The organism is Paenarthrobacter sp. MSM-2-10-13 (assembly GCF_011605365.1).
In the GTDB taxonomy this organism is placed as follows: domain Bacteria; phylum Actinomycetota; class Actinomycetes; order Actinomycetales; family Micrococcaceae; genus Arthrobacter.
Genome location: NZ_JAAOXO010000015.1, coordinates 86,083 through 110,998, shown reverse-complemented (window position 1 = coordinate 110,998; position 24,916 = coordinate 86,083). Strand labels below are relative to the sequence as shown.

The following is a 24,916-nucleotide window of genomic DNA, read 5'->3' as shown; positions in this document are numbered from 1 at the left end:
ATGGTACTCAGCGCCGCCATCAGGAAGTTTCTGCTGACTTTGCACGTCATTTGTTCGCTGGGATGGGCCGGCTCGGTTGCCGTGTTCGTTGTGCTCGACATCGCAGCGCAGCGCGGAGACCAGCCAGAGCTGGCACGGCTGCTATGGCTGGGTCTGGGAGCGACAGTGTGGTCGCTGCTTGTCCCGCTGGCCCTGGGTTCCCTCCTGACCGGGACAGTCCTGGCCCTTGGGACAAAGTGGGGACTCTTTCAGCATTACTGGGTTCTGCTGAAGCTTGTCCTTACCCTCGTCGCCACGGCTGTACTCGTCCTCTACACCAACACCATTGCCCCGCTGGCGAAGATGGCTGCCGACCCCGCCCTGTCGGACACGCACATGCCCTCTGCCTTGCTGCACACAGGCGGGGCGCTCGTCGTGCTGGTTCTGGCCACCATCCTTGCCGTGTACAAACCCCGCGGAATGACCCGTTACGGGCAGAGAAGACAACGAAAGACCGGCATCCCAGCAGCGCGTTGATCCAATAGGGGTCACATCGAGGCGAGCTTCTGGCCCTCTGTGCTGTCCCTCATCCGTGCTGCCTCCTCCTGGCGCCTACGGATGTGGACGAGGCTTTCCTCAAGAGCACTAACTTCCCCGAGCCACTGGTGTTCGCGCGCTTCAGTGAGACGCTGCTCGGCATTCTCGGTCATGATCTCCAGCCGCCCCGTTTGGGAAGGGTCGACCTGAAGGAATCGACATTTCACGCAGGCATGTTCATGCACGCAGGGCGTGGCGTAAGGGCGGTGGCAGGTACCGAGTGCGACCTTCCGAAGCAGGAAGTGCTGCTCGAATTCCTTCCACTCTTCAGCTGATGCCGAGCGGAGCTCGTAATCAGGTCGGGCCTGTCGGCGGCGCTCGATGAAGGCGTGATGCGCCTGGATCACGTGTTCGGGGAAGACCGCCGTGTACCCTCTGGTTGTTTCCAGGTTGAGGTGACCCAGAAGCGTGGAGACGATGTGTAGCGGCAGGCCGGTTCCAACGAGCTCGGTAGCAAAGAGCCGGCGGAAGTCGTGCGGCGTGAAAGTCACCGGCGTGCCGGCATCTGTGAGGTGCCCGTGGGCCGCGATGGCGTTCAGCACCCGGCTGATGTAGGTGTGGGATAGAACGTTCTGGGTGGGCCCTACCAGCCGTGCGAACAGATGAGGAAGCGGATCGCTGAAGGTCTTTTCATTCGGGTCATAGCGAACGGACAGCGGTACGGTTTGGCCGATTCCTCGTGCTCTCCGTTGGACGTCAACCAGCACCTTGACCAGCTCCGGCGACATCGGAACGAGTCGTTCCTGGTCTGTTTTCGAGGGGACGATGTGCAGCAACGGCACAATCGTGTTCGTGGTCGGTGCTACGTAGTGCCTCAAGGAGAGCTGGGTTAGTTCTTGGAGCTCTTCAAGGCGTATGCCCGTTTCCTTCAGTGTTGATGCGACCGCCCAACCCCAGAATCCGTCGGCCTCGACGGCAGTGACATCCGTCTTCTTACCAACCTGCGTGGGCGGGACGCAGCCCTCATCTGCGGCGAGCACCTCAGCCCAGACACGGGCTCTGGTGTTCGATGGTTTGACCACGGGTGGGTCGTGTCGGCGGTACGTTACTCCCTCGACCGAATAGACCTCGCCGTGGCTTGCGGACAGCGTCGCCGCCAGGAGAGCCGTGCCTCGTTCCCGGAGCGCGGTAGCGGATCGCATGAAGCCGGGGAGCATAGGTGTGAGGGAACGGGTGCGTTGCTGCATCCGGGCTTGGACATGCTTGCGCTGTTTGGAGACGCTCCGGGATTCGGTGCGGGGAAAGGGTGTGGGTGCTACCCAGATGGCCCAGCGTTCGGGCTGATCGTGGGACCACTCGGCGATGTCCCGGTAGAGGGCTCTGATGGCAAAGTAGGTTGATGCTGTGTCGTTGCGGGGGCGTCCTATTAGAGTGCGGTGGACGCGTTCACGCCATTCGGCGGCTACTTCCGGAGCCAGCCGTAGGTCTTTTTGGTCAGGGTTGATGTCAATAACTTCAGCCCAGAACAGCCGCACGAGACGGTAGGCAATCCCCTCAAGTGAGCCGTAGTCCATGTTGGGTTTGAGTTCTTCGAGATAGTCGATCAAAAGGCTCCGGACACCGGACTCCGGGATCCGATATCGTTCCACCAAAGTTTTGACGGTGTGGCGGCGGGAAGAGACACTCGCATGCCAAGCGGCGCGAAGTGTCGGCGGCTCCCCAGCGAGGGGTCCCAAGGCAACGAGCAATTCCCATGCCAAGTGTTCCTTGGCATGGCCCCTGGAACGGGCGATGTGCGAGTAAGCCAGGACGTCATCGCCGGTCAGCTGGGAAATTCGTTTGCCGGTCCGAACCAAAATCCGGGCTATGGCGTTCTCGGCGTTGCGGCGGATCAGGTCATGCCCGCGCTGGTACTCCGGCAGAGCGCGCAACCGTGCGGTCTCGACGGGTTCGGAAACTTCCAGAAAGGACAACGAACCTCGGGCCTGATTCTGGTTCCAGTTTTTGGCCGAGAACATCCACTCATAGGAGGGACGTATGAGTCGGGCCCTGACGAGCGCACTAAGGCCAGAACAGAGATAGCCCTGAGCGACCGACAACCGCACGCTCAGTTCTTTGAGGCCTTCCCTCGGGGCTTGATCCATGCCGGAGGCAAGCCACCGTTCTTCCCAGGTAGTGCCTGGAAAGCCATTCAGCCACCGGAGGACATGCTCGACGGCAGCGACCCGTCGTCTTGAGCTCGCTGGTGCCAAGCCATAGGCAAGATTCGATTGGCGGGCCCATTCGATGGCTTCCTCCACTCCCAAATCCTGCAGACGCACAAACTGCTCGTCCTGGCCACCAGGTGCAGGCTGCCCACCGTCGAACGCTTGGCGCGGCCAGGCCCTGTTAACGGTAGTGAGTGCACTATCGGCGGCAAGACGAAGTTCTCTACCCCTCCGGTAGGTCTCGGCCGCTGCGATTCCCGCTGGCGATCTCGGGTCCGTTGAGTTCTCGGTAGTGATCATTCGCCAAGTCCGAGCAGTTCACGGGTCGCTGCACCGTCGTACTCCGGCTCGATAGTGGGCGCTGGAGGTCGGGGTCTGGCGTAGTGCTCCAGGACTTTCTGCAGCACGTCTTCCATCCGTGGCTGTGTATAGATGGTAGTGGTGGTTACGTGAGCGTGCCGGAGTACCGTTTGGACGTCGACTAGTGTGAATGCCGGATCCGCGATCATTCGTTCGGCCGCTGTGTGCCGCAGATCGTGCAGGGTCCAGTTCGAGCCCAGAGCATGTTGAGCGCGGGTGAACATGCGGCGGGCCGCGCCGTAGGTGAGGGGTCGGCGGTTTTTTGGGGCAAGGGTCCACCAGACCGGGTCACCTGGTGAAGCTGGTTGGCCTTCCCGCATGTACAGGGCGAGCCAGACGAAGGCATCCGCGCTGGCTGGGACGGTGTCACGGTTCCTGGTTCCCTTGCTCGTCACTATGAACGTGTGCTCCCCAAAGTCATAGTCACCGTGTCTGAGGCCGAGTAGCTCCTCTGCGCGGACGCCACTGCTCAGCCAGAAGGACAGCAAGGCGCGATCGCGGTGGTGCTTCAAGCCGGCAAAGATAGTCGCGACAGAGTCGTCAGGAATGCCACGCCACGCCGGACGAGGCACACGTTGCCGGTATGTTCCACGTCGGGATCGGGTGAACGGCTTCATCGGGTCGTGGTGGGCATACGGTCGGCCTCCAGCTAGCCGCTGCCGAGGTACTGGGTTCACCAAGGGTCCCAGATCCATCTCCATGGCGAAGTCGTAAAAACTTGAGAGCACAGTGAGCTGATGATTGATGGAGTTCGCCGAGAACGCTGTGCCTGAGCCCCGCTTACGCGTGATCACGTTCAGAGTTCCAGGCTCGTTCAATCCTTTGCGAAGGGAATTAGCCGTCGGAGCTACCTGCATGTGCTCCACCAGCGCCCTGACATCTAACCTTTCCGCCTTCTCCCATGGCGTTGACCTGCCATGAAGAAACCGGAACCACCGCAGGAGATCGTAGGCATAACTGCGCAAAGTCGCCGGAGAACAATCAGAGGCCGACAGGTCCCGGAGAAATGACGACGCAGCCAAGTGCTCTGAATCCGGGAACATCAATCTGTACGGAAGACCTTGCTTCGATTCCACGACCCGCCCCAGCTGCTCCATGCCCCAATCCTTCACTCCGACGATGACCAGCAGACCAACTCAAAGTGCAGTTAACATGCCGGACGATAGTTCTGAGTGATTCCGAAGGCGTGACCCTGTGGAGCCGGCAAAGCAAAGAACTTTCCAGGCTCTTTCCTGAGCTATGCGCAGCTGTACGGGCCCAGGTCCCGCCCGGTGTAGTCCTGGACGGCGAGGCGGTCATCTGGAACGGGGACCGGCTGGACTTCGAGGCGCTGCAGCGGCGCATGGTCAGTTCCAGGGCGGCTCTGCCGGCAATGGTGCGTGATCTGCCGGCATCGTTCGCGGCCTTTGATGTGCTGGCTGTTGCCGGGCAGGACATCCGGCGCGTCCCGTTCACGGGCCGCCGGGAGCTGCTCGAGGAACTGGCCCGGGACTGGACCGCACCGCTGAACCTCTCCCCCACCACCACGGACATGGAAGTGGCCAAGACCTGGTTGAAGGACCTACCCGCCACGGGGGTGGAAGGGCTGGTGGTCAATTCCCTGTTGAATTAGCGTGTTGATGCGGTTCAAGAGGGGTGTGAGTGGTGCGAGAATGGCGTATTTTTTGGGTGCCGGCGGGGCGGTCTGTCGAGTCGAAGCGATTGCCGGTCTTGGGCGGTTGGGGTGGCCTGGCGGAGGACGAGGAGCGGGCGGGTGTGCGTCCTGGGACGCCGATCCTGCTGTCGCCGGACTGCCAGGTCGATGGACGGTTGGCCAGTTTCCTGGTCCGTTCATCGTTCGCCCGGCTGGAGCAGGAGACGAAGCGGAACTATGCGACGGACTATTGCATCTTCTTCGACTTCCTGTGGCGTCGAGACAAGAACTGGGATGAGGCAGGCCCCGATGACCTGTGGGATTTCGAGGACTGGCGCACTAGGTCGCTGAGCAACCCGCGGCGGGTCGGTGGTGCCCGTTGGAATCGGGGCCTCGCGGCTTTGGGCCGCTTGTACTCGTGGGCGGTCAAGCAGGGATATGTGTCCGCGAGCCCGATTGAAACGCGGGAGGCGATCGGGCGGCACGGGCAGGCGGTGGAGGTGCCTGCCGCCCGGGCGAAGGATGCGAGGTCCAGTGATGTGCGCTGGCTGACGCCGCGGATGTTCCGGCATTGGGTGGATGTGGGCTTGCGCGGGTTCTCCGCGGATGGTGGGCCGGGCGCGGCGTGGGGCGGGCGTATGGAAGATCGGAATTCGGCTTTCGCCAATCTGTTGTTCTCGTCGGGTTTGCGGCTGACTGAGGCCGCTTCGCTTCTCACCGTCGAGGTCCCGCAGCCCGAGGTAGGACACCGACGGTACTACTCGGGCCGGCTGGCGCCGGTGGTGACGAAGTCAAAGCGTGCCCGCACTTTCTATATGGCAGCACCGGTGGTGGGCGAGATCGAGGCTTACTGCGATGCGGGCCGGGCGAGGGTGATCCGCCGTGCCCAGCGGCAGGGCCGGTATGACGTTCTGCCGCGGATGCGTCTGGTGACGTCGGTTTCCGGGCGCCGGATGAAGGTCCTCCACTGGCGTGATCGCGACGGAATGCTCGGTGAGACGGCCCTGGCCCGGGCAAGTGTCGAAGAGCGGGCACTTCTTTTCACTGAAGGACCCGAGGGGCCTGAACCCCTGTGGCTGTGGCTCAACGAGTCCGGTCTGCCGTTTCAGCCGACATCCTGGGAGGGCGTGTTCCGGACCGCCACGGAACGGTGCGAGAAGACCCTGTCGGGAGAAATGGGTGATGCTCCGTTCTGCACCCCGCACATGTGCCGGCATTCCTTCGCGCTCTACATGCTGGTCGCGCTCCACCACGCGATGGATGTCCGGCTCGGCCTGACACCGAAGGAGCGCCGCGACTTCCGCCTCCTCTACGGGGATCCTTGGCGGATGGTCCAGGACCTTCTCGGTCACGCGGACGTCGAAACCACTCGCCGGATCTATCTGGCCCCGGTCTCCGACCTTCAGCTCCACTCGCTGATCTCCTCGCCTGCGCCTGGTTCGGGGGTCCCGGAGGGCGGGGCGGCCGACGATGTCTCCTGGATTCTCGCCAGGCTCGCAGCCGAAACGGGCGCGATCCAGGACCTGGTTGACGACGAGACTGTCCTGTGAGCGGCCGCGGGCAGCGTGCTGCCCTGCCGCTGGAACCCCACCACCGGCCGGTCCCTCGGCCCCATGATGGGCTGAAGGTCGAGCACCGTGACAGGAAGGGACGGGTGGGCGCGTTCAACTTCGACGAAATCCCGGTGGGCCCGGAGCTGCAGCGTGCCTTTGCCCGGTGGTTCGCCGAGAAATGCGCTCCGGGCGGTGGGTGGGACTCGCTCCCGTCAAGTAAAGCCATGTGGTTCCGCCTTGCCGCATTCGGGCGCTTTTGCGCCGAACAGGACAATCCGCCCCAGCGCCTCGTCGACATCACACCGGCGTTGTGGAACAGGTGGCGGATGCGCCGGCCGGAAGGCATCTACGGCTACTCACAGGTGATTGCACTGGGTGGCTTCCTCAGGAGACACGACGAGCTGAGCGAGGCGACGAGGTCCGCGATGGCCAAGCGACTTCCCCTGGTCACGTCCACGGGAAGGGCGTTGGCCCCGGACGAATTCGAGGAAGTGCGGGCTGCAGCCCGGAAGATGTTCCGCTCCGCCCACCTGAGGATCTGGGCCAACACAGAACATCTACGGCGATGGCGTGAGGGATCCTTCGAGCAGCAAAGCCGCGACTGGATCATTGGAGAGGCCCTTGACTCACTCGCCCGCACCGGATATGTCCCCTATAAGCTTCGCGAAAGCGGGACCAAACGTACTATTCACCGTTACGTCGCCGTCCTCGGCGGAGAGGCCCCGCAGTACACATGGATGCGGCTCTTCCTGAGCCGGTCCGAAGTGTATGCGCTGGCCGTACTGCTCGTGATGGAGTTCGGACTCAACGCGACCGTGGTGTCGGAAATGCGCACGCCGCGGGCCTTGCAGCACGGCGGATCGGACGGATTCCCCATCTACCGGCTGGAGCTGGAGAAGCGGCGGCGGGGAGCCGGCCGCCACTTCGAGACCCGGAATGTCCCGGACACCGGCGCCGACACTCCGGGGCGGCTGATCTCGAAGGCTCTGGAAGCGACTTCTCACGCGCGGGCTTTTGTTACTGCCGCCGACAGCACCCTGGACTTCCTGCTCATCTGGCGGAATTCCCTGCCGGGGCCTAGGAACGCGTCCCCCGTGACACCATTCGGGATCGGCCTGACGAAGAACGCGGCAGACTCCTGGTTCCGGGAAACCGGCCTAACAGGCGCTCCCTTGCAAAGACTGCGGAAGACGGTCAATGTGCTGCACCGCAGGGAGCCCGGCCAGAACAGCCAGGACACCCACGACGCGGTCTACGTCCTCCCCGAGCCCCAGGTGCAGCAGGCATACGTCCCGATCATCGCCGAGGGCGCCGAGAGCGCACTCGCCCAGGCACAGCACACCGTCCTGCGCGCTCAGCTTGCCGACACGGTCCGCCCGGATTCCCAGGAGACCCCCACCGTCGCCTGCTGCGATTACAAGAGCAGTCCATTTAGTCCCCAAGGAATGGGATGTCGGGCCTCGTTTCTGATGTGCACGGCTTGCCCGAACGCGCGGATACACCCGATGCACCATCCCCGCCTGGCATACCTGCACCGCTCGCTGGCCAGCCTGCGTTCTGTCCTGGGCGAAGAGATCTGGGCACCGGACTGGGGCAACCCGTTCACGCGTCTCGAGGACCTCAGACGCAGGCTCGGTGACCAGGTCTGGGCGAACGCCCTGGCCAGCGTGACCTCCACCGACAGAGCAACCATTAGCAGCCTTTTGGAAGGACAGTACGACCTGTGACCCTAGCAATCGAAGAGGCCGCTTCGCGCCCGGCACCTCATGCCCACGCCATCCTGCCCGGTCTGGTCTCCGAAGGCTTCACCGGCCCGGTCCCCCGATACGGGGACCTGTCCTGGAGCCTGAACGCATTGGCGCACGGTCCTGGCGTATCGCGCACGACGATCCACTGGAAGACTGTGCCCGCGGCTTTCCGGGAGGAACTGCGGCACCTGACATGGCTGCTGATCAACACTTCGCTGCCCGCCACCTTCCTGATCGGCAGACACCCCCGGTGGCGGACCACCGTGTCACCCCGACACGTGTATCCCACCGTGGCCGCATGGAGGGCATTCTGCCAATGGCTGGAAGAGAGGGGAAGCTCATCCCTCCGCGACTGCACTCCGGCAGACTTGAAGGCCTACGCCCTCCACCTCGCAATGGACCGGGCAATGTCGCGCAACCCCGTCCAGAAAGTCCTCGCCGCCCTGACACGGCTCTGGGCACTGGACTCCTCGAACCCCTTCCCTGTCGGCCTCTGCGAACCACCATGGCTGACCGAAGGTGCCGATGATTTCCTCCCTGCCGGGTCTTCCATGGGAGAGAACTCGACGGAGCCAATCACTCCCGAAACTATGGGCCCACTGCTGACCTGGGCCTTACGCGTTGTCGACGACTTCGCCGAAGACATCCTCACCGCTGTCCAACGGAAGGAAGAGATGCTCGCCAGAAGCAAGCAGAACCGCGCCACGCCAGAAGGCCGGGCCATGCTAGAGGACTACCTAGGGCGCTTCATCGCCGCCGGCACAGCGCTGCCGAGCCTGGCAGCCGGGAACAGGAGCGGACTCGCCGCAACATACATCGCCTACGTAACGGGTGCGGCGATACACCAGGTCCACCACCAGGTAATCACAGGGCGCTGGCGGGAACGGCTCCTGTCCGCCGATGGTCCTGCTCCGGTTCTCACCGAGCTTTCCGGCACGATCGATGGCCGTCCCTGGAAGGAATTCATCGATTACTCCGAAGTGGGCACACTCAAGACCCACCTGACGACCGCGGCCTACATCGTGGTGTCATACCTGACGGGAATGAGGCCGCGTGAAATCCAAGGACTCGAAAGGGGCTGCTGCCCGGAGCCGGAATCAGGGCGCTACCTGATCCACGGACGCGTTTACAAGACAGCCGTCAACGACGACGGGAACCACGTACCGCAGGGAACCATCCGCGACGTTCCATGGGTGGCCATCCAACCGGTGGTCCGGGCAATCCGAACAGTAGAGAGGATCAACCCCGACGAGTATCTGTTCGGCGGCCTGCCGCCGGACACCATGAATCTGCGCGTCGAGAAGTTCATCGCATGGACTTCGACCATGGCCAGGACCTTGGACCGGCCTCACGAGATGATCCCTGAGGACAGGTATGGCTCGATCGGGGTCTCGCGGTTCCGCCGGACGCTGGCATGGCACATCGCCAGACGCCCCGGCGGGCTCGTCGCACTCGCCGTCCAGTATGGCCACATGCGCACCGCCATGAGTGCCGGCTACGCGTCCCGGAGCCGGAACGGAATGCACGACCTGCTCGACCTGGAAACGGCTCTCGCCGCTGCCGACACCCTCGCCTCGCTCAACGAAGATCTCACGAACGGCACAGGCATCTCGGGCCCGGCGGCACGCAGAGCCATTAACGCCGCCAGGCAGGCCCCCGAATTCGTTGGCGCGATTGTCAACGCGAGGCAGGCCCGCGCCCTTCTGGAAAACCCATCGCTGACCGTCTACGATAATCCGTCCGCGATGCTCATGTGCGTCTACAAACCAGACCGCGCACTCTGCAACAGGATCACCGAACGCGAAGCACCGCGCCTGGACCGCTGTGTCCCCTCCTGCGCGAACATCGCACGAACCGATGATCATGCATACCTGATGCGCCAAGAGGCCGAATCCCTGGAGAAGCAGGTCCAGATGGTACCCGAGCCCCTCGGACACCGGATGGAAGCCCGGGCCCAGCGGCTTCGTCAGGAAGCCGAGCAGCACGAGCGTTCCCGTATCATTTTCGAGGAGACCAGATGAGCCCCGCGCACGACGAACGCTCCCGCATCCAGGCGGCCATGGCACGAATTATTTCCGGTAGACCGGAAAAGTCCAACGGGGCCCTGACCATCGTGGCCCTCGCCACAGAGGCAGACGTACCGCGAAACGCACTCACCCAACGGCACCTCGACCTCAAGAACCTCTTCTACGAGAAGGTTCGAGCGAACGGCGGGACACCAGACAGCGAACGGCGCCTACGGCGGGAGACCGCCAGACTGAAACGCTTGCGGGAGGACGATAAAAAATTGATCCGGCAACTCAAAGCAGACAATGAAACCCTCGTTGGGACCCTTCACCTTGCACAGCTCCAGAATGAAGAACTCCGACGGCGGCTGGCAGAGTCTGGAGGGATCGTCCACGCCATCAGAACGAGTTGAGAAAGAGCGTCCGAAATCAGGAGCCTTACCTCCGTTGGCCCGGTAGTTCAGAAGTTGGATCCTGCTTTGCACATGGGGAAGTCTTGGAGTGTAGCGACCGGACAATTGGGTTGCGTGTCGTGCTGGCGCTCAATGACTCGACTGAGAACTCAACAAGCGGGCTTCCGCCTCTGAATGGAAGCTGATATTCCCCCGCCCCTGTGGCCCATGCTGCCAGCGTGGGTGCGTGCCGGGAAGAGGAGTCATTCAAAACCCGACACGCACGATTAGTTAGCTCCGGCAGCTGAGTCTTTGGATGAATTCGTCTGCCTGGGCCAGGTTTCGGGCGATCTTGCTGCGCTGGTGAAGCGCGCTGTCCAGGAACGTCGCCAGTCTGGCGGACCCTGTGGTGGATGTCCCGTCGGGCGAGTCCAGTAGCTCAAGAATTTCCGCCATTTCCTCGAGAGTGAAGCCCAAGGGCTTCATCTGCTTGATGACCATCAGGCGTTCCAGATCCGCTGAGGAGAACACTCTGAACCCGCCCTCGGTGCGCCCTGTTGCAGGCAGCAACCCGACATCGTCGTAGTGCCTGATGGTGCGCAGGGACAGGCCTGTCCGCTCTGCCAGTTCGCCGATGTGCATGGTGTTGGTGCTACTGGCCTTGGTCGTCATCAGGGCCTCCGTTCTCGGTTTCGCTTAAACTCTACCATCACGTTAGGGTAGAGTTTGGGACGTGGGATGAGACCTTCCGACCTGGTTCCCCACCTCCCTGACGCAGTGCGGCGTCCCCTGATCATTAGCAAACGAAGGCCTCAGAAGCCCGCCTTCTCAACCATGAACGGAGCCAGCAATGGCCGCCACAAAAGCCGAACATCCTCCGGCGTACACCCCTGAGCAACTGCAATCCGTGCGAAGCACCCTGATGTCACCGCGTCGGCTCAAGACTGAAGTCCTCGCCGGCCTGGTCGTGGCGTTGGCGCTGATCCCTGAGGCCATCGCCTTCTCGATTATCGCCGGTGTTGATCCACGCCTGGGACTCTTCGCCTCGTTCACCATGGCCGTGACCATTGCGTTCGTCGGTGGCCGTCCTGCCATGATTTCGGCAGCAACCGGAGCCATCGCCCTGGTCATTGCCCCGCTCGTGAAGTCCCACGGTGTGGACTACTTTATTGCCGCCGTCGTTCTGGCCGGTGTTTTCCAGATCATTCTGGGCCTTTCGGGTGTTGCCAAGCTCATGCGGTTCATCCCGCGCTCGGTCATGGTGGGCTTCGTCAACGCCCTGGCCATCCTGATCTTTATGTCCCAGGTCCCTGAACTGCTGGGCGTTCCTTGGCTGGTGTACCCGCTGGTTATTCTTGGCCTGGCCATCGTCTTTGGCCTGCCCAAACTCACCAAAGCCGTCCCGGCCCCGCTGGTGGCAATCGTGGTCCTGACGCTCATCACCGTCTTCGCATCCGTGGCGGTCCCGACTGTAGGGGACAAGGGCGAGCTGCCTGAATCGCTGCCGATGCTGTTCATCCCCAATGTTCCGTTCACGTTCGAGACCTTCCAGGTTCTCTTCCCGTTCGCCCTGGCCATGGCCTTCGTTGGCCTGCTGGAATCCCTGATGACCGCCAAGCTGGTAGACGACGTCACAGACACCCGCTCCAACAAGACCCGCGAAGCATGGGGCCAGGGTGTGGCGAACATCGTCACCGGATTCACCGGTGGCATGGGCGGCTGCGCAATGATCGGCCAGACCATGATCAACGTCAAGGCTTCCGGTGCCCGCACCCGGATCTCCACCTTCCTGGCCGGAATCTTCCTGCTCATTCTGGTGGTGGTCCTTGGCGACGTCGTCTCAGTGATCCCGATGGCAGCGCTGGTGGCCGTGATGATCTTCGTATCCGTGGCCACGTTTGACTGGCACAGCATCCGTCCCGGAACCCTGAAGATGATGCCGAAGAGCGAAACCACCGTGATGCTCGCCACCGTCGTCGTCACCGTCGCCACCCACAACCTCGCCATCGGCGTAGGCGTAGGCGTGCTGGTTGCCATGGTGATGTTCGCCCGCCGGGTGGCGCACTTCGTCACCGTTGAGCGGACTGTCAAGGCCGTGGACGGCCGGGAAACCGCAACGTACGTGGTGGACGGTGAACTGTTCTTCGCCTCTTCCAACGATCTCTATACGCAGTTCGAATATGCACACGATCCGGCGCATGTGGTGATCGACATGCATGCCTCCCATCTGTGGGATGCCTCCACCATTGCTGCGCTGGATGCCATTACGGAGAAGTACCACGCGCACGGCACGGACGTGAAGATCATCGGCCTCAACGATGCCAGCCTGCTGATGCAGGAACGCCTTGGCGGGAAGCTCGGCGCAGGACACTGACCACTGGTCGGCGCTGGCTTGCCGCCAGCGCCGGCTGCCCGGCACATGTCCCCGGCCCAGAGCACAACAGAAGACATAGGCGGATGATGGAGTTACGGACCCAGAGCTGTTGACCATCCCGGAATATCCACACGCGGCGTCGGCATCGGGGCCGTTTGCTACTGCACTGAAGCTGGAAGGCCTCCCAGCAGTGGCTGCGTCAAGTATTTGTGGCCCCGGGGGGAATGACTGTGGCCCCTTTCCACTAACGCGGAAGAGGCCACCATTGCTTTGTGAGGATCGGTTTCGCGGTACCTGGGATGGAGTCCTTACGGGTTAGTTTGTCGTGAGGACTCTGTAGAGGGCTTGGACGCGAGTTTTGATGTCGTCCCTGACGAGGCGCATGCGTTCCATGCCTTCGATCCCGCGTTCTGAGGGTTCATCGGTTTCCCAGATTTCGAATCGCTTGCCGGCCGGCGGGTCGAGCTTGGCTTCGGTTCCGAGGACGATGACAGTTTCCACGGCGTTTAGGACCTCGTCGGTGACCGGTTTGGGGTATTCCCCGGTGACGTCGATGCCCAATTCCGTCAGCGAGTCCACGGCTTGGCCGTTCAAGGACTCTGCTGGTTTGGTGCCTGCGGAGTAGACGGTGATGCTGTCACCGGCGAGGTCGCGCATGAGCCCGGCGGCGAGTTGCGATTTGCCGCCGTTCTTGCTGCAGACGAAGAGGACCGCGGGGTGTTCGGTTGCCATTAGAGTGCTGCTTCTTTCGTGAGGGAGGCGACCAGATCCTTGACCCGGTCGTGGATCTGGTCGCGGATGTCTCGGACGGTTTCCAGGGACTGGCCTGCGGGGTCGGTGAGGTCCCAGTCTTCGTAGCGTTTGCCGGGGTAGATCGGGCAGGAGTCACCGCAGCCCATGGTGATGACGACGTCGGAAGCCCTAACGACATCATCGGTGAGTGGTTTGGGGTATTCCTTGCCCAGGTCCAAACCCATTTCTGACATCACGGTGACGACCGTCTGGTCCAGTTCGGATGCAGGCAGGGACCCGGCCGAGCGGACCCGGATCCTGCCTTTGGCTTCGACGTTGAGCAGCGCCGCGGCCATTTGCGACCGGCCGGCGTTCTGCACGCAGACGAACAACACTTCGGCCACGTCGGAGACGATGGCGCCCTTGGATTTTGCCAGTGCATGGAGCCTGTCGTTGGCAAAGTGCTCGGTGGTGGCGGGCAGGTAGGCGCTGATCTTGGCAGTCCTGGCCAGGGCGGTGTAGGACTCGAAGACGTAGCGTTCGACGGTTTCGGCGGCGAAGGTTCCGGCGTAGCGGTCGGCGAGGCGGTTGCTGATACGGTGCAGGACTTCGGTGTTGTCCCGCAGTCCCAGCGTTGGTTCCTGGTGGTCGGTCATGGCAGTACTCCTTGAGGTGGGTCCGGCTCGATGATGACTGTCGCGATGAGTGGTTAGTTTTCGCCGGAGCGGCCGTGTGCGAGCCCGGTCGGGAAGCCGACGAACGCCGGTTCCGGTGCAGCGCAGCAACCACCCTGGTCCTCGGGCTCTTGTGTGGTGGCTGCTGCGGGGACGTCGCAGCTGGTGCCGGCGTCGCTGGAGCAAACGCCGGTTTCGGGCAGTTCGAGGTGGACGGTGTCCGCGGCCTGCTGGTCACCGGCGAGGGCTGCGGCGACGGAACGGACTTGCTCGTAGCCGGTAGCGAGCAGGAAGGTCGGTGCCCGGCCGTAGGACTTCATTCCGACGATGTAGAAGTCTTTTTCGGGGTGGGCCAGAACCTTCGCGCCGTGCGCTGGGACGGTGCCGCAGGAGTGGAATTCAGGGTCGATCAACGGGCCGAGTTCGGTGGGCGCTTCAACGGCAGGGTCCAGGTCCAGGCGCAGTTCCCGCAGGATCTCCAGGTCCGGGCGGAAGCCGGTGCAAGGGACGATGACGTCAGCCTCGATGGTTCGTCCATCGACGGCTTCGACGCTCACGTGGGAGTCGAGGTTTTTCAGGGCAGCGATCCCGAAACCGGTGTGCAGCTCGATGGTCCCGGCTTCGACCAAGCGACGGAGGCGGGAGCCGAGCTGGCCACGCGCCGGGAGCCCGTCAGCGTCCCCACCGCCGTAGACCTTCTCCGCGGACGCGCCACGGACAGCCCAGAGGATGCGGGTGCCGGGTTCTTCCTTGGCCAGGTCGGCGAGATTGATCAGGGTGTTCGCTGCAGAGTGACCGGCCCCGACGACGAGGGCGCGGCGGCTGGCGAAAGCGACGCGGTCGCGGCCAACAACGTCGGGCAGGGGCGATGAGATCCGGTCATTGGCCGTGGTCTCGCCGATGGCGGGCAGGCCAGAGGTGCCGAGCGGGTTGCGGGTGGACCAGGTGCCGGAGGCGTCGATGACGGCGGCCACGGTCTGGTCCCGTGTTTCTCCGCCGTCGTGCTCGACCCGGACAACGAACGGGGTGGTGTCTCGGTCCCATACGTGGGTCTTATCCATACCTTGCCGGGTCACGGCGATGACACGTGCACCGGTCTGGAGCCGGGAAGCAATCTGCGCGGTGGCGGCCAGCGGGGTGAGGTAGTTGTCGATGAGTTCGCCGCCGTAGGGCAAGGCGGTGGGGCGGGGTGATTCCCAGCCGGTGGCTTCGAGTAGACGGACGGCGGCGTCGTCGAGGTTGAAACGCCATGGGGAGAACAGCCGGATGTGGCGCCATTGTTCGATCGCGGCGCCGGCGGTGTGGCCGGCTTCGAAGATGACCGGTTCGAGTCCGCGTTCGAGCAGGTGGGCTGCGGTGGCCAGTCCTACCGGGCCTGCGCCGATCACTGCGATGGGAAGGTTCTTCAGTGAATCCATGCTGTCCTCTTGTTTCATCCGTTGGTGTAGCGGTTCGGTCAGGGTGCCTGCCGGTCCTTGTGGGGCCGGCAGGCCGGGACGGTGCTGTTCAGCAGCAGTCCAGATCGTCCTCGTCGCAGCAGCCCGTGTCGGTGCAGCATCCGGTGTCCATCCAGTTCACCCCCTCCCGTGTCCGATTGGTTAGGCGTGGGTTGGTTCTTCGACCAGGGCCGTGGCGATGCTGTCGGCATCATCCAGGGCGGCAAGGAACCGTTCGGCATCCAATGCGGCCGCGCAGCCGGTTCCCGCGGCGGTGATGGCCTGGCGGTACCGGTGGTCGACGGCGTCTCCGCAGGCGAAAACGCCGGGGAGGTTGGTGACCGTGGTGGGTGAGTCGACCTTGATGTAGCCCTCGTCGTCCAGGTCGACCTGTCCGGTGACCAGTTCGGTGCGGGGCAGGTGGCCGATGGCGACGAAGATGCCGGTGGCGGCCTGTTCACGGGTTTCACCGGTGCGGGTGTCAGTCAGGGTCACGCCGGTGACTTTGCTGTCGCCGTGGATCTTGGTGATGGCGGAGTTCCACGCGAAGTTGATCTTGGGGTTGTCCTTGGCGCGCTGGGCCATGATTCGTGAGGCACGGAGTTCGTCCTTGCGGACCACGACGGTGACGGTCTTGGCGAAGCGGGTCAGGAAGGAGGCTTCCTCCATGGCGGAGTCGCCGCCGCCGACGACGATGATGTCCTGCTCACGGAAGAAGAACCCGTCGCAGGTGGCGCACCAGGAGACTCCGTGGCCGCTGAGTTTCTTCTCTTCCGGCAGCCCGAGTTCCTTGTAGGCCGAGCCGGTGGCGAGGATGACCGCCGGTGCTTCGTGGGTCTGGCCCGCACCGGTGATTACGCGCTTGAGGTGACCCTTCAGATTGACCTCGGTGACGTCGTCGAACACAATCTTCGCGCCGAACTTCTCGGCCTGTTCCTGGAGCCCGTCCATCAATTCCGGGCCCTGAACGCCGCCGGGGAAGCCGGGGAAGTTCTCCACTTCGGTGGTGTTCATCAGCGCGCCGCCGGCAGTGACCGAACCGGCCAGAACCAGCGGATTCAGGCCTGCGCGTGCAGCATAGATAGCTGCGGTGTAGCCGGCGGGGCCGGAGCCGATGATGATCAGCTGTTCGCTGTGGACGTCGGTACTGGCGTCGGTGCTCACGAAAGTCTCTCCTGGTGCTCGAAAATGGTGGGTTACTTGGCGGCCGGGACCAACGAGGCGATCAGGCCCTCGATGCGGGACTTGATTTCATCGCGGATCGGGCGGACGGCCTCGACGCCCTGGCCGGCAGGGTCTTCAAGGACCCAGTCTTCGTAGCGCTTGCCGGGGAAGTACGGGCATTCGTCGCCGCAGCCCATAGTGATCACGACGTCGGATTCCTTCACGGCCTCGGTGGTAAGAACCTTGGGGATCTCGGCGGACATGTCGATGCCGAGCTCGGCCATGGCCTCGACGGCGGCGGGGTTGACCTTGTCAGCGGGCTGCGAACCGGCGGAACGAACCTCGATCTCACCCTTGCCAAGGGTGGTCAAGAACGCTGCAGCCATCTGGGAACGCCCGGCGTTGTGGACGCATACGAACAGGACGGAAGGCTTCTTGGTGGTTTCGGTGCTCATGGAGTCTCCTGGATCAATTGATTGCTCTGGTTGGGATAGAGGCCGACCAATGCCGAGATGAAGGATATTGAGATTCATCGATGCTTTGAGTATCGACCTATATATTGACGGTTGTCAATATTCGAAAAACTTGGGGCTAGGCTGCCCGCAGGCGGGGCGCCAGGTCGTGGACGCGGAGTGAAATGTCGGCAAATGCATCCTCGAACGCTTCCGCGCTGTTGAGACGCAGTGGATCCGGCACTGACCAGTGGATGCCGCGAAGTCCCGGGAGTTCTTCGTGGGCGTTGTCACAGACGGTGACCACGAGGTCTTCACTGTGTGCCACTTGGTCGATCAGGCGGGGCGACGAGCTGCTGAGGTCGAGGCCATTGCGGAGCGCTACGTCAAGAGCCCCCTGGGCTACGCGGTCGGCGGGGTGGGTTCCGGCCGACGTTGACGGGATGTCGCTTACCTGTCGCCACAGCGCAGCTGCCAGCTGGGACCTGGCGCTGTTGCGGGTACAAACAAATAGAATCCGGCGGGCATCGTGTTCCCGACCAGGGGCCAAGCCCTCCAGTGCCGAGGGGGCCAATCGGACATAGCTGCGCCGCTTGTCGGCTTCCGAGCGCCGCCGTACAGCCAGCCCGGCATCCTCCAAGGTGCGCAGGTGGTGTGACAGCAGGTTTGCGGGCATTCCCAATTCCGACTGCAGTTCCTTGGGTGACAGGTCCCCCAGGGTCAGAAGGTCCACGATGCGTAACCGTGCGGGGTCGGCCAGGGCCGCATACTTGGCGACCCTGGGCTGAAGCCGGGAGATTTGTTCAGTATTCATTGATTCAATCATGACTGAACTAAATCGTTCGGTCAATGCGGCCGCCTAAACGGTGGCGGTGGCTTCGTTGCGGAAGAACCGTTTCCGTGCCCAAAGTGCTGCGTAGACCAGTGCAACGAGGGCAGGAACTTCGATCAATGGGCCCACGACGCCGGCGAGGGCTTGCCCGGACGTGACCCCGAAGGTGCCGATCGCAACAGCGATCGCGAGCTCGAAGTTGTTGCCGGCGGCAGTGAAAGCCAGTGTTGTGGTCTTGGCATATCCCAGATTCAGCAGTCGGCCAAGGACCATGCCGATGCCGAAAACTACGAGGAAGTAGACAAGGAGCGGCACTGCGATGCGGACCACGTCCAGCGGTCGCGACGTGATCGTGCCACCTTGAAGAGCAAAGAGGAGGGTAATAGTGAAGAGGAGTCCGTAAAGAGCCCAGGGCCCGAGCTTCGGCAGGAGCTTGTTCTCGTACCAGTCCCGGCCCTTGGCTTTCTCGCCGATGGCGCGGGTGAGGAACCCTGCCAGCAAGGGGATGCCCAGGAAGATCAGGACCGAGAGAGTGATGGCCCAGAAGGAGAAGTCCGCGCTTGTCGTGGGTAATCCCAGGAGTGACGGCAGCCACTGAAGGTAGAACCAGCCCAACGCAGCGAAGGCGAACACCTGGAAGACGGAGTTGATGAACACCAGAACGGCCGCTGATTCGCGGTCCCCGCAGGCCAGATCGTTCCAGATCATCACCATTGCGATGCAGCGGGCCAAGCCCACAATGATCAGGCCGGTCCGGTATTCAGGTAGGTCCGGGATGAAGATCCATGCCAATGCGAACATGAATGCCGGCGCTAGGACCCAATTGATCACCAGCGAGGTAATCATCAGCTTCCGATCGGCCAGCACGCGGTGCGCCTGGTCGTAGCGGACCTTGGCGAGGACCGGGTACATCATCACCAGCAGGCCAATAGCGATCGGCAGTGATACCTCCCCGACTTTTACGGCCTCCAGCGCGATGTTCAACCCCGGAATCAAGCTCCCAAGAAGCAGGCCCAGGGCCATGGCGGCAATGATCCACACAGGCAGAAACCGGTCGAGGGTGGAAAGTTTGCCGACGACGGCGGCATCGTCCCGACGAAGGGATGGTGTATCTGTCCGGGTGCTCACGGGTCTCCTGTGAATCTCGGCGTTAAATTGATGATGATCGATATGAAGTATTCCCAGCCATATCGATGGTTGTCAATTTTTGTGCATAATGGGAGACATGAACACTCTGCAAACTCTTGAACCCGCAGTCGACGCCTCCTGTTGCGTACCCGCAGGAACACCGGCATTGACTGCAGAACAAGCACAGCAGAAGGCCTTGGTTTTCAAAGCGCTGGCAGATCCCAACCGGCTGCGGCTGCTCTCCATCGTCAAGGCCGAAGCCTCCGGTGAATCCTGCGTCTGCGATCTCACCGAACCTCTGGACCTCGGCCAGCCCACCGTGTCCCATCACCTGAAGATCCTGGTCGACGCCGGACTGTTGCACCGCGAAAAGCGCGGCACGTGGGCTTACTACTCGTTGATTCCCGGAGCGCTGGACGACGTTGCCGGGATCCTCGCGGCCCTATGAGGGCAGGGTTTGGATGCGGCCAATGCGGCCGACGACTGGCCCGCCGTGCAGCGGATCTTACAGGAAGGCATCGACACGGGGCAGGCCGCGTTCGAATCGAGCGCTCCCGTCTGGGAGTCTTTCAACGAGTCCTGGCTGCAGGCGCAACGGCTAGTTGCCCAAACAACCCTTCATCTGACCCGGCGGGTGATCGCCAGCAAAACCCTGGCCGACTTCGCGGCCCGGGGGACCGTCCGTCGGAGCCGCGGCTGGATCGCCATCCAGACCTCGCGGCCCTTCGCGCGGCCGCCGTCAGCAGCAGCCGGTAATCATCAGATCTCACCGAGGCCGTGTGGTCCTGTGGCACCGTCATACCGAACCTGAGTGACTTGACGTAGTCCATCAGCGTGACGCCATTCGGGATGCGGCCGCCCGGATAGATTCAACACGTTGAACTTGACAGGGAAGTTCAAGGGAGGATCGCAGCCATATGATGGCTCGCGCTCTTGGCTGAAGTTGAAGACAAAAACCACTCTTGATGCGGTCTGCGCGGCCGTCATCGGCCCGATCACGCAACCGCAGGCGATCATCGTCGGCTTGCCGGTCGATGGGCAGCTGCGAATCGTAGGCCGTTCCACGGCGCTTTCCACACGGGTAGGGCGTGAGCTGGGCCGCCAGCTCCGCCCGGCACAGCCCGGGCACCCCTGGCCGGAAGAAATCAGCGACACCTCGCTGAACAGATTCAGTAAAGACAAAGGACCGGTTCACCTGACACTGGTTGAACCGATCGTGGTCGAGATATCGGCCGACGTCGCATGGACCGGCAAATCCTTCAGACACGGTGTCGCCTACGTTCGTGTACGTCCGGAGCTGGACCCCGCCGACGTCGAACTCCCGCCGCACCTCCAAAACGGCTGAAGCCACCTCGTCGCAGTGGGCACAACCCATCAGTAACTAGACGTTGACGGGTCCACCACACGAGCCCATTGGCAACTGAGCTGTCGGAATTCGGACAGAAGAGCGTTGCAGCGATAGGGCTACTGGGTTATCCGGCCTGGCCGATGGCAAGGCCTGCAGATCAGGGCGGACAAGAGATGCAAGCCAAAAACTACTTACTCAGGAAAACTCTGCGGCACAACTCTCGTACACTACGAAAGTTTTGAGCCATAGCTTTCTTACAGTATGAAACTTCTGCGCTCCAACTTTCCTGCAGCACAAGAGTTCCGTAGCTTCTTACACCATAAAAAAGTGAGCCATAAGTTCACGGAAAATTAGGGGATCATCATGTTATTAGAATCATGAAAAATAATCCCATGAGCTTTCATGTTTATTTTTTCATGTAGAACATGATTGCATGATCACATGATTGCGATACTCTATAAGTACCGCGCAACCCTATGATCCTGCGATGAGAGACCTACACCGCCGGATTATTTGGGGAAAGACAGCGTGGTGGCCCAGCGGGAACTGGACCACCACACGTTTGATGGGTTAACCGATCAAGTCTTTCACTGCGGTAGCGAGAACAACAGCAGCCGTGCAGACGCCTATTGCCAACCTAAGCAACTTGAGGCGCCGCACGGCTGCTTGCGTTTTGGCTAGCTCCGGATCGACACAGATAAGACCCACCCCCCTTCAGCCAGAACCCGCCATAGGATGGCGGGTTATCCTCGCCCCAAGGAGTTGGGGTAAGACAATGATAAACCCATTCTGAGCTTTAGGGAAATAGCAAAGAATGTGAATTCAGCGGGTCCCGTCCTCGACGTCAGACTTCATTCATAAAAACTCGCTATTTGCGCTACTTGACGAACTCGGAGCCATCTTCAGCCCTCGGGGGTCGGTGGCCCGACCCCCGCCGAGCTCGCAGGCCGAACCGGCCATAGCCGCCTCGCCGGGCAAGGCCAAGCAACTAGGCAGCGAACCTCACACCCTCCCTCAGACCCCCTCGCTTTCACCCTGAGCGCTATGTTGTCGGAGGCCGGGGGTATCGTAGTTTAATAGAACATAGTTTCGAATAAGGGTGTGTTGTGGGCGTGATAGTTGGCCCCCGTGTGATAAGCGCGGGACTCTCTCCGGTGGGGGTTCCGCTGGCACCGGTAGCGGTGGCCGCCGGCTATCCCTCGCCCGCCCAGGACTACTTCCAGGATCGGATCGACCTCAACGAACATCTGTTCAAAGACGTCACCAACACCGTCATCGTCCGCATTGTCGGCCAATCCATGGAACAGGCCGGCATCAGCGACGGTGACGAGCTCGTGGTGAACCGGGCACTGGAACCGACGGACGGTTCCGTGGTCGTCGCGGTCCTCGATGGTGAGCTGACAATCAAGCGGCTGCGGATTACGCCCTCGGGCGTTGTCCTGCAGGCCGACAACCCGACCTTCCCCGACATCAAGGTGCCAGCTTCGGCAGACCTGAGCATCTTTGGGGTGGCTGAACGGTGTTTGCACCATGTCTAAGCCCGCGGTGATGCGCCGGATGCAGGAAATCGCGCACGTGGACGTGAACTGCTTTTACGCCTCGGCCGAACGGGCGTTCAACCCTTCCCTAGAGGGTAAACCAGTCATTGTGCTCTCCAACAATGACGGCTGCGCCGTAACCCGTTCCTCTGAGGCAAAGCGCCTGGGCATCGCCATGGGCGATCCGTGGTTCAAGCTCCGACCCCGTGCCAAGGAATGGGGTCTCGTGGCCCTGTCGAGCAACTACGAGCTCTACGGAGACGTCAGTTCACGCGTCATGGAGCTGCTGGGCCGCTACTCGGCCTGGCTGGAGGTCTACTCCATCGATGAGGCATTCCTTGGCGTCAAAGGTGAACCGGACGAACTGCTGGCCCTGGGCCGGGAGATGAAGGCCGCGTGCCGGCGGCACGTCGGCGTGCCGGTCTGCGTCGGGATCGCACCCACGAAGACCCTTGCCAAACTTTGCAACAAATGGGCAAAAAACAACCCGGCCTTCAACGGTGTCTGCCGGTGGGAGTCAGTTCCGGCCGAGCAGCGCGATGCACTGATGGCCAAGCTGTCCGTAATCGAAATCTGGGGCGTGGCCACCAGGCTCACCAAACGCCTGAACGCGATGGGGATCTTCACTATCGCTGACCTGACCCGCGCGAACCCGGTCGCGATCAGGGACAAGTTCTCCATCGTCATGATGCGCACCGTCCTGGAACTGCAAGGCACCCCGTGTATCCCGATGGAAGAGGAACGGATCGGCCGGGACCAGCTGATCTTCTCCCGGTCCTTCTCCACACCCATCACCACAACCGCGGGGTTGCGGCAGGTCATGAGCGTGTACGCGCAAATGGCCTCCGCACGGTTGGCCAAACACGACCTGCAAGCCAAAGTGCTGACCGCGTTCGCCGCGACATCGCACTTCAACCCCAACGAAAAATCCTTCCCCTCGGTGTGCCTGGCGCTGCCAATGCCCACCGCTGACCCGGTGTTGCTGACCCGGGCAGCCCACGCACTGCTCCCCCAGGTCCATGAGGGCGTGAAGTACGTCCGAGTCGGGATCATGGTCACCGACCTGCGCCCCTCCGGGAACCAGAAACCCCTGGAACTGTTCGAGAACCCCCATGAAGAACGCGGCATCGGGATACTGCTCGAGGACGTGGCCAAACGGTACGGCCGCGGATCCATCGGGCTCGGCCATGCCGGGCTCAAGGGCGGACCGGACTGGTCCATGAAACGCGACATGCTCTCCCCCAGGTACACCACCCACTGGGACGAACTCCCCCTCGTCAAGGCCGCCTGACCGGCGCCAAGGAAGAAAGGAAACCACAAATGACACTTGCACCCGAATCCCCCACGACCGGCCATGACGTCGATGTCCGGTTCAGCCCCGACGGCACCCCGTTGGCGATCCGTCACGACGGCCGGATCTGGATGGTCGATCCCGACGTCCACACCGCTCACTGGTTCACCAGGAACGCATGGTGGGAAACCAGGGCACGGGCCGCGATCGGCACCGGCGATCTGGTCAGCGTCGAACACTGGCAGGTCCAAGCCAAGCTGCCCTCGGCCAACGCCGAACTGCGCACGTTCACGCTGCGGCGGGAACCAATGGCCACCGTGTGGCAGCTCGAATCCATCAGCTAATGCCGGCTGACCTGTACAGCTCCCCGGTCCCTGAACAATTGTGGGAGCGGATCCGCAACGAGTTCCATCTGCCCAGCCTGGAACAAGTCCGCGAACGGCTCTCAGCCGTGCACGAGAATCCCGAACCGCTCATGCAACAGCTCGTCCGGATCTTCCTGGACGGAGGTACGTATTGCCCCGGTTACCAGTTCCGGCCTGATCAGACTTTGGAGCCGGTGGTGGTGGCGCTCTTCGAGCGGGCCATGGAGCTGCGGGTCCCTCACAACTACTTCGCACTGTGGATGATGGTCCCATCACCCGCCCTGCAAGGAGCACGACCGGTGGACCTACGCCGCAGCGCCGAGGCATCGGCGTTGCTCACAGGCTTAGAACGAACCTTCACCGTTGAGGCAGCCTAGGATATGGGAGTGAAAGTGACCTGACCGTACAGGCCGCCGACGGCAAACAAAGCTACGTCGACGCCGAAGGCAAGACATACGAAGAAGCCAAAGCAGCCGCCGAAGCACTGATCCCTGAAGGCACCAAAGCCATTGCCATCCGCACGGTCTGGCAAATCGCGCCTTAAGAGCGAGGAAAAGCGAACCGCGGAACAGTCCGCCGAGCTGATAGCCAAGTTCTACAAAGACCACGGATACCTGCCCACACAGCGCACGCCTTCCTCCGGGGAACACAAACGCCTCGCGCTGGTCCTTGAGCGGCTACGCCGACTCAAAGCCGCTGGAGACCTCCCCGAAGATGCCGCCCGAATCCTGGATCAGGCTTATCCGAAGTGGACCGCCCGGGCTGATCACGCCGGTGAACGCTGGCAACGCACGGCAGAGGACTTCATTGCCTGGGTCAAGCAGAACGGCCGGTTCCCGAGCGCGTCTTCTGACGATGAGGCAGAACGCTTCCTGAGCCGGTGGTTGTTTCGGCAGCGTCATGATGCACGCCGGGAACGCTTCCCGGCCCGCGTGCGTGAGCTCGATGCCCGATTGCCTGAATGGCGTGAGACATTTTCCGAGCAGGAAAGGCGCTCCTACGTCGAATCGGCGCAGCAGATAGCTGCCTACGTTCAAGAACATGGCACATTGCCCGCCCCAGATGGCAAGAGCGGGAGCGAAGCCGAACGCCTTGCAGGAGTTCTGTTAGTTCTACGGAACCAACAGAGGCGCGGCCTGCTCGCCAAAGAAGCCATTCAGACGCTCA

The 24,916-nt window shown here is 62.3% G+C and carries 25 protein-coding genes; 14 read left to right on the top strand and 11 right to left on the bottom strand.

Annotated elements, in window-relative coordinates:
• A complete protein-coding gene (locus HAV21_RS20880) occupies positions 1–516 on the top strand; it encodes a DUF2269 domain-containing protein (protein ID WP_166843002.1) in 516 nt (171 codons plus the stop codon).
• A gap of 11 nt (positions 517–527) precedes the next feature.
• Here the strand turns inward: HAV21_RS20880 and HAV21_RS20875 are convergent, their stop codons facing one another.
• Positions 528–3,023: a tyrosine-type recombinase/integrase gene (locus HAV21_RS20875; RefSeq protein ID WP_166843001.1), complete on the bottom strand. Its 2,496-nt coding sequence runs from the start codon at positions 3,021–3,023 to the stop codon at positions 528–530.
• On the bottom strand, positions 3,020–4,126 hold the full coding sequence (locus tag HAV21_RS20870) for a site-specific integrase (RefSeq protein WP_279539031.1): 1,107 nt from the start codon (positions 4,124–4,126) through the stop codon (positions 3,020–3,022). Before HAV21_RS20870 ends, HAV21_RS20875 begins: the two co-directional genes overlap by 4 nt.
• Before the next feature lie 98 nt (positions 4,127–4,224).
• Between HAV21_RS20870 and HAV21_RS20865 the strand changes: the two genes are divergently transcribed.
• The 5 genes from HAV21_RS20865 to HAV21_RS20845 all read left to right on the top strand — a co-directional run bounded on the left by HAV21_RS20865 (position 4,225) and on the right by HAV21_RS20845 (position 10,436).
• Positions 4,225–4,695 carry a hypothetical protein gene (locus tag HAV21_RS20865; RefSeq protein WP_166842999.1) on the top strand — a complete coding sequence of 157 codons (471 nt, stop codon included), beginning with the start codon at positions 4,225–4,227 and terminating at the stop codon, positions 4,693–4,695.
• A 143-nt stretch (positions 4,696–4,838) separates the two neighbouring features.
• Positions 4,839–6,266 carry a site-specific integrase gene (locus tag HAV21_RS20860; protein WP_197521583.1) on the top strand — a complete coding sequence of 476 codons (1,428 nt, stop codon included), beginning with the start codon at positions 4,839–4,841 and terminating at the stop codon, positions 6,264–6,266.
• Positions 6,267–6,370: 104 nt separating this feature from the next.
• Positions 6,371–7,996 (top strand): hypothetical protein, encoded by a 1,626-nt coding sequence (locus HAV21_RS20855; protein WP_079941737.1) that lies wholly within the window; start codon positions 6,371–6,373, stop codon positions 7,994–7,996.
• Positions 7,993–10,038 (top strand): hypothetical protein, encoded by a 2,046-nt coding sequence (locus HAV21_RS20850; RefSeq protein WP_079941738.1) that lies wholly within the window; start codon positions 7,993–7,995, stop codon positions 10,036–10,038. The genes HAV21_RS20855 and HAV21_RS20850 overlap by 4 nt, the downstream gene beginning before the upstream one ends.
• Positions 10,035–10,436, top strand: a complete 402-nt coding sequence (locus HAV21_RS20845; RefSeq protein WP_071416474.1) for a hypothetical protein — start codon at positions 10,035–10,037, stop codon at positions 10,434–10,436. The genes HAV21_RS20850 and HAV21_RS20845 overlap by 4 nt, the downstream gene beginning before the upstream one ends.
• Before the next feature lie 270 nt (positions 10,437–10,706).
• Here HAV21_RS20845 and HAV21_RS20840 read toward each other — a convergent pair whose 3' ends face one another.
• Positions 10,707–11,087 carry a MerR family transcriptional regulator gene (locus tag HAV21_RS20840; RefSeq protein ID WP_071416473.1) on the bottom strand — a complete coding sequence of 127 codons (381 nt, stop codon included), beginning with the start codon at positions 11,085–11,087 and terminating at the stop codon, positions 10,707–10,709.
• 178 nt (positions 11,088–11,265) lie between these two features.
• Here HAV21_RS20840 and HAV21_RS20835 point away from each other — a divergent pair, with 178 nt between their 5' ends.
• On the top strand, positions 11,266–12,789 hold the full coding sequence (locus tag HAV21_RS20835) for a SulP family inorganic anion transporter (RefSeq protein ID WP_071416472.1): 1,524 nt from the start codon (positions 11,266–11,268) through the stop codon (positions 12,787–12,789).
• Between the two features lie 315 nt (positions 12,790–13,104).
• Here HAV21_RS20835 and HAV21_RS20830 read toward each other — a convergent pair whose 3' ends face one another.
• From HAV21_RS20830 to arsB, 7 genes are all read right to left on the bottom strand, one after another.
• Positions 13,105–13,521: a low molecular weight phosphatase family protein gene (locus HAV21_RS20830; RefSeq protein ID WP_071416471.1), complete on the bottom strand. Its 417-nt coding sequence runs from the start codon at positions 13,519–13,521 to the stop codon at positions 13,105–13,107.
• Positions 13,521–14,177 carry an arsenate reductase ArsC gene (locus tag HAV21_RS20825; RefSeq protein WP_071416470.1) on the bottom strand — a complete coding sequence of 219 codons (657 nt, stop codon included), beginning with the start codon at positions 14,175–14,177 and terminating at the stop codon, positions 13,521–13,523. The genes HAV21_RS20830 and HAV21_RS20825 overlap by 1 nt, the downstream gene beginning before the upstream one ends.
• A 53-nt stretch (positions 14,178–14,230) precedes the next feature.
• Entirely contained in the window at positions 14,231–15,613 is a 1,383-nt protein-coding gene (locus tag HAV21_RS20820) for an FAD-dependent oxidoreductase (protein ID WP_079941745.1), read from the bottom strand.
• A 180-nt stretch (positions 15,614–15,793) separates the two neighbouring features.
• A complete protein-coding gene (trxB, locus tag HAV21_RS20815; protein WP_079941746.1) occupies positions 15,794–16,795 on the bottom strand; it encodes a thioredoxin-disulfide reductase in 1,002 nt (333 codons plus the stop codon).
• Positions 16,796–16,827: 32 nt separating this feature from the next.
• Positions 16,828–17,250 (bottom strand): arsenate reductase ArsC, encoded by a 423-nt coding sequence (locus HAV21_RS20810; protein WP_079941747.1) that lies wholly within the window; start codon positions 17,248–17,250, stop codon positions 16,828–16,830.
• 136 nt (positions 17,251–17,386) lie between these two features.
• Positions 17,387–18,061 carry a metalloregulator ArsR/SmtB family transcription factor gene (locus HAV21_RS20805; protein ID WP_071416466.1) on the bottom strand — a complete coding sequence of 225 codons (675 nt, stop codon included), beginning with the start codon at positions 18,059–18,061 and terminating at the stop codon, positions 17,387–17,389.
• Positions 18,062–18,106: 45 nt separating this feature from the next.
• Positions 18,107–19,207, bottom strand: a complete 1,101-nt coding sequence (gene arsB / locus HAV21_RS20800; RefSeq protein ID WP_071416465.1) for an ACR3 family arsenite efflux transporter — start codon at positions 19,205–19,207, stop codon at positions 18,107–18,109.
• A 97-nt stretch (positions 19,208–19,304) separates the two neighbouring features.
• Here arsB and HAV21_RS20795 point away from each other — a divergent pair, with 97 nt between their 5' ends.
• The 7 genes from HAV21_RS20795 to HAV21_RS20765 all read left to right on the top strand — a co-directional run bounded on the left by HAV21_RS20795 (position 19,305) and on the right by HAV21_RS20765 (position 24,126).
• Positions 19,305–19,655, top strand: a complete 351-nt coding sequence (locus HAV21_RS20795) for a metalloregulator ArsR/SmtB family transcription factor (protein WP_071416464.1) — start codon at positions 19,305–19,307, stop codon at positions 19,653–19,655.
• Positions 19,656–19,700: 45 nt separating this feature from the next.
• Positions 19,701–20,018, top strand: a complete 318-nt coding sequence (locus tag HAV21_RS22080) for a hypothetical protein (RefSeq protein ID WP_208097296.1) — start codon at positions 19,701–19,703, stop codon at positions 20,016–20,018.
• 132 nt (positions 20,019–20,150) lie between these two features.
• Positions 20,151–20,552, top strand: a complete 402-nt coding sequence (locus HAV21_RS22405) for a hypothetical protein (protein ID WP_243753410.1) — start codon at positions 20,151–20,153, stop codon at positions 20,550–20,552.
• A 1,109-nt stretch (positions 20,553–21,661) separates the two neighbouring features.
• Positions 21,662–22,093, top strand: coding sequence for a translesion error-prone DNA polymerase V autoproteolytic subunit (gene umuD, locus HAV21_RS20780; protein ID WP_166842998.1), 432 nt, complete (start codon positions 21,662–21,664; stop codon positions 22,091–22,093).
• On the top strand, positions 22,086–23,384 hold the full coding sequence (locus tag HAV21_RS20775) for a Y-family DNA polymerase (RefSeq protein WP_208097294.1): 1,299 nt from the start codon (positions 22,086–22,088) through the stop codon (positions 23,382–23,384). The genes umuD and HAV21_RS20775 overlap by 8 nt, the downstream gene beginning before the upstream one ends.
• A 29-nt stretch (positions 23,385–23,413) precedes the next feature.
• Complete coding sequence (locus tag HAV21_RS20770; RefSeq protein ID WP_166842997.1) at positions 23,414–23,728, top strand: hypothetical protein; 315 nt, start codon at positions 23,414–23,416, stop codon at positions 23,726–23,728.
• The gene (locus HAV21_RS20765; RefSeq protein WP_166842996.1) at positions 23,728–24,126 is read left to right on the top strand and encodes a hypothetical protein; all 399 of its coding nucleotides are present in this window, start codon (positions 23,728–23,730) and stop codon (positions 24,124–24,126) included. Before HAV21_RS20770 ends, HAV21_RS20765 begins: the two co-directional genes overlap by 1 nt.
• A 300-nt stretch (positions 24,127–24,426) precedes the next feature.
• On the opposite strand, the gene HAV21_RS20760 is transcribed toward HAV21_RS20765, so the two are convergent.
• The gene (locus HAV21_RS20760) at positions 24,427–24,792 is read right to left on the bottom strand and encodes a hypothetical protein (protein WP_166842995.1); all 366 of its coding nucleotides are present in this window, start codon (positions 24,790–24,792) and stop codon (positions 24,427–24,429) included.
• Positions 24,793–24,916: the final 124 nt, after the last annotated feature.

Bases quoted from the DNA above. Each gene is read 5' to 3' on its own strand.
- HAV21_RS20775 (WP_208097294.1), top strand. From the start codon at position 22,086: ATGTCTAAGCCCGCGGTGATGCGCCGGATGCAGGAAATCGCGCACGTG.
- HAV21_RS20830 (WP_071416471.1), bottom strand. From the start codon at position 13,521: ATGGCAACCGAACACCCCGCGGTCCTCTTCGTCTGCAGCAAGAACGGC.
- HAV21_RS20770 (WP_166842997.1), top strand. From the start codon at position 23,414: ATGACACTTGCACCCGAATCCCCCACGACCGGCCATGACGTCGATGTC.
- HAV21_RS20825 (WP_071416470.1), bottom strand. From the start codon at position 14,177: ATGACCGACCACCAGGAACCAACGCTGGGACTGCGGGACAACACCGAA.
- HAV21_RS20795 (WP_071416464.1), top strand. From the start codon at position 19,305: ATGAACACTCTGCAAACTCTTGAACCCGCAGTCGACGCCTCCTGTTGC.
- HAV21_RS20765 (WP_166842996.1), top strand. From the start codon at position 23,728: ATGCCGGCTGACCTGTACAGCTCCCCGGTCCCTGAACAATTGTGGGAG.
- HAV21_RS20760 (WP_166842995.1), bottom strand. From the start codon at position 24,792: ATGTTCTTGAACGTAGGCAGCTATCTGCTGCGCCGATTCGACGTAGGA.
- HAV21_RS20870 (WP_279539031.1), bottom strand. From the start codon at position 4,126: ATGTTCCCGGATTCAGAGCACTTGGCTGCGTCGTCATTTCTCCGGGAC.
- HAV21_RS20835 (WP_071416472.1), top strand. From the start codon at position 11,266: ATGGCCGCCACAAAAGCCGAACATCCTCCGGCGTACACCCCTGAGCAA.
- HAV21_RS20810 (WP_079941747.1), bottom strand. From the start codon at position 17,250: ATGAGCACCGAAACCACCAAGAAGCCTTCCGTCCTGTTCGTATGCGTC.
- HAV21_RS20805 (WP_071416466.1), bottom strand. From the start codon at position 18,061: ATGAATACTGAACAAATCTCCCGGCTTCAGCCCAGGGTCGCCAAGTAT.
- HAV21_RS20875 (WP_166843001.1), bottom strand. From the start codon at position 3,023: ATGATCACTACCGAGAACTCAACGGACCCGAGATCGCCAGCGGGAATC.
- HAV21_RS20880 (WP_166843002.1), top strand. From the start codon at position 1: ATGGTACTCAGCGCCGCCATCAGGAAGTTTCTGCTGACTTTGCACGTC.
- HAV21_RS20840 (WP_071416473.1), bottom strand. From the start codon at position 11,087: ATGACGACCAAGGCCAGTAGCACCAACACCATGCACATCGGCGAACTG.
- HAV21_RS20845 (WP_071416474.1), top strand. From the start codon at position 10,035: ATGAGCCCCGCGCACGACGAACGCTCCCGCATCCAGGCGGCCATGGCA.
- HAV21_RS20820 (WP_079941745.1), bottom strand. From the start codon at position 15,613: ATGGATTCACTGAAGAACCTTCCCATCGCAGTGATCGGCGCAGGCCCG.